This is a genomic window from Cobetia sp. MC34 (assembly GCF_018340035.1).
GTDB classification, from domain to species: domain Bacteria; phylum Pseudomonadota; class Gammaproteobacteria; order Pseudomonadales; family Halomonadaceae; genus Cobetia; species Cobetia amphilecti.
In genome coordinates, this window is the sequence record NZ_JADPPY010000110.1 from 1 (window position 1) to 479 (window position 479).

The 479-nt window shown below is 66.2% G+C and carries 1 protein-coding gene; it reads right to left on the reverse strand.

Translation table 11 applies throughout. From position 1 onward, the window contains the following. Positions 1 to 172 precede the first annotated feature (172 nt). Positions 173 to 479 (reverse strand): IS66 family insertion sequence element accessory protein TnpB (gene tnpB, locus IZU87_RS17385; RefSeq protein WP_213115380.1); only part of this gene is annotated, 307 nt, incomplete at its 5' end.

Here is a 479-nt window from a genome sequence, read left to right on the forward strand (position 1 = left end):
TCCACCTGCGTCATCAGCGTTGCCGCCAAGTGGCGGAGCTGATCGGGAGAGAGTTGAGTCAGGTCGGGGGGCGTCGTCATTCCGCCAGTATGCCAGCCCGCCGAAGGCAGTGGGATTGGCGCATCAGCGAATAGCGGGCCGGGAGGTTCTGTGCCGTACCTGGCCTGGCGTGTCAGACGACAGAGATGACGCCGTCGGTGCCGAGACGCTGCCAGGGTAGGCCCTGCACCAGTGCCATGGCCTGCTCGGGGCAGAGCTCGACGCAATCGCCATGCCGGTTGCCAGCCCAGTGGAACTTGCCCTGGTTCAGGCGCCTGGCGCACAGCCAGATGCCCAGACCATCGTGGACCAGCACCTTCATGCGGTTGCCACGCCGGTTGGCGAACAGATAAGCACAATGCGGGCGAGCCGCGCCGAAGACCTTCACCACTCGGGCCAACGCAGTGTCCGGACCGGCCCGCATATCCAGGGGGGCGGTA